We start from the raw sequence: 1,133 nt of genomic DNA on the forward strand, positions 1-1,133 counted from the left end.
GGACGGAGATGTGGACGTATCCGGATGCAACTGACATGGAATGCTTACCTCAATGTGAATGGCCGTCATCGCGGCTCGAATGCTTCTTTCCCCGCAATGAAATTGGGGAGGGGCGCCCGACTCTGGGCTGGGGGGCGAATGCCTAGAAACTCTTTGGGGTGTAAAAGTTAGGCGTGCATTCGACAACAGCGCGTCTCGGTACCAGCGGGTGTGCTGATCCAGGAAGCTGCAGCTGCAGGTGCTGTTGAGTTCTTGTTCACAATTGAAGTGTGCAACGTAACAATGCGAACGTGCAAGTAACAATGGACCGCAAGTTCCACATAGTGAGACAGATCCGGGAATTGTAGCGCAAGTCACAATTCTGCGACCGCAATAAAATAACAAGTGTTTTTCTGACCGACTGGTCAGAAAGTCGCTTTGTCCGAATATTATTCGGCCCATCTTGCGATGTGGTGGAAATCATTCACAGCATCGCAAAATGCGCGAAACCGGGTCTCTCCACCGTTTCTTGCGAGACGGTCCACGGAGTGGGCAGCCGGCATTTTGCCGCGTGGCCCGGCGGCAAATGCCGGCTGCGGTGGGGGTCAGTTGGACTGGCCGGTGGCGGTCGCCGCCACAACCATGACCGACGACGCCGTGTAGCCGGAACCGTTCTTGGTCGCCACGATCCGCACCGTCCCGCCCGCGACAATGTCCGCCACGCTCAGCTGGGTGCCCGTGCCGCCGGCCTGCTGGCGCCGCTGTTGCAGATTACTCACCACCACATCGGCGCCCAACGCATAGCTGCGCGTGAACCCATCACTGCTCTTGACCGTGACCGAGGACGAACTGATCTCGCTCACAGTGCCCAACTGCTCGGCCATGGTGGTGTAAGCGGATCCTTGCAGCACCACGTATTCGGCATGCACTGCCGCTGAAAGGCCGCCGCCCATCCCACCGGCAGCGAAGTCGCCGGGACCACCCTGCCCCGACATGCCGCCTCCAGCGAATCCGCCACCCGCGAATCCGTCCTGCGCAGAACCTGGCATGCCCGGGGCAACACCTTGGCCGCCGGCCGCCCCGCCCGCCGCCCAACCGGCTGCTGTGCCGGCAGCTCCGTTGGCGGCCGCTGAACTTGAGGTAAGTGCGTAGAC

At 60.8% G+C, this 1,133-nt stretch carries 1 protein-coding gene; it reads right to left on the reverse strand.

The window, feature by feature from the left end; translation table 11 throughout:
• Window positions 1–584 precede the first annotated feature (584 nt).
• Window positions 585–1,133: hypothetical protein (locus LQV16_RS23510; RefSeq protein WP_229996234.1), on the reverse strand; the 549-nt coding region annotated here is incomplete at its 5' end.

The organism is Arthrobacter sp. Bi26 (assembly GCF_918697925.1).
Taxonomy (GTDB): Bacteria; Actinomycetota; Actinomycetes; order Actinomycetales; family Micrococcaceae; genus Arthrobacter.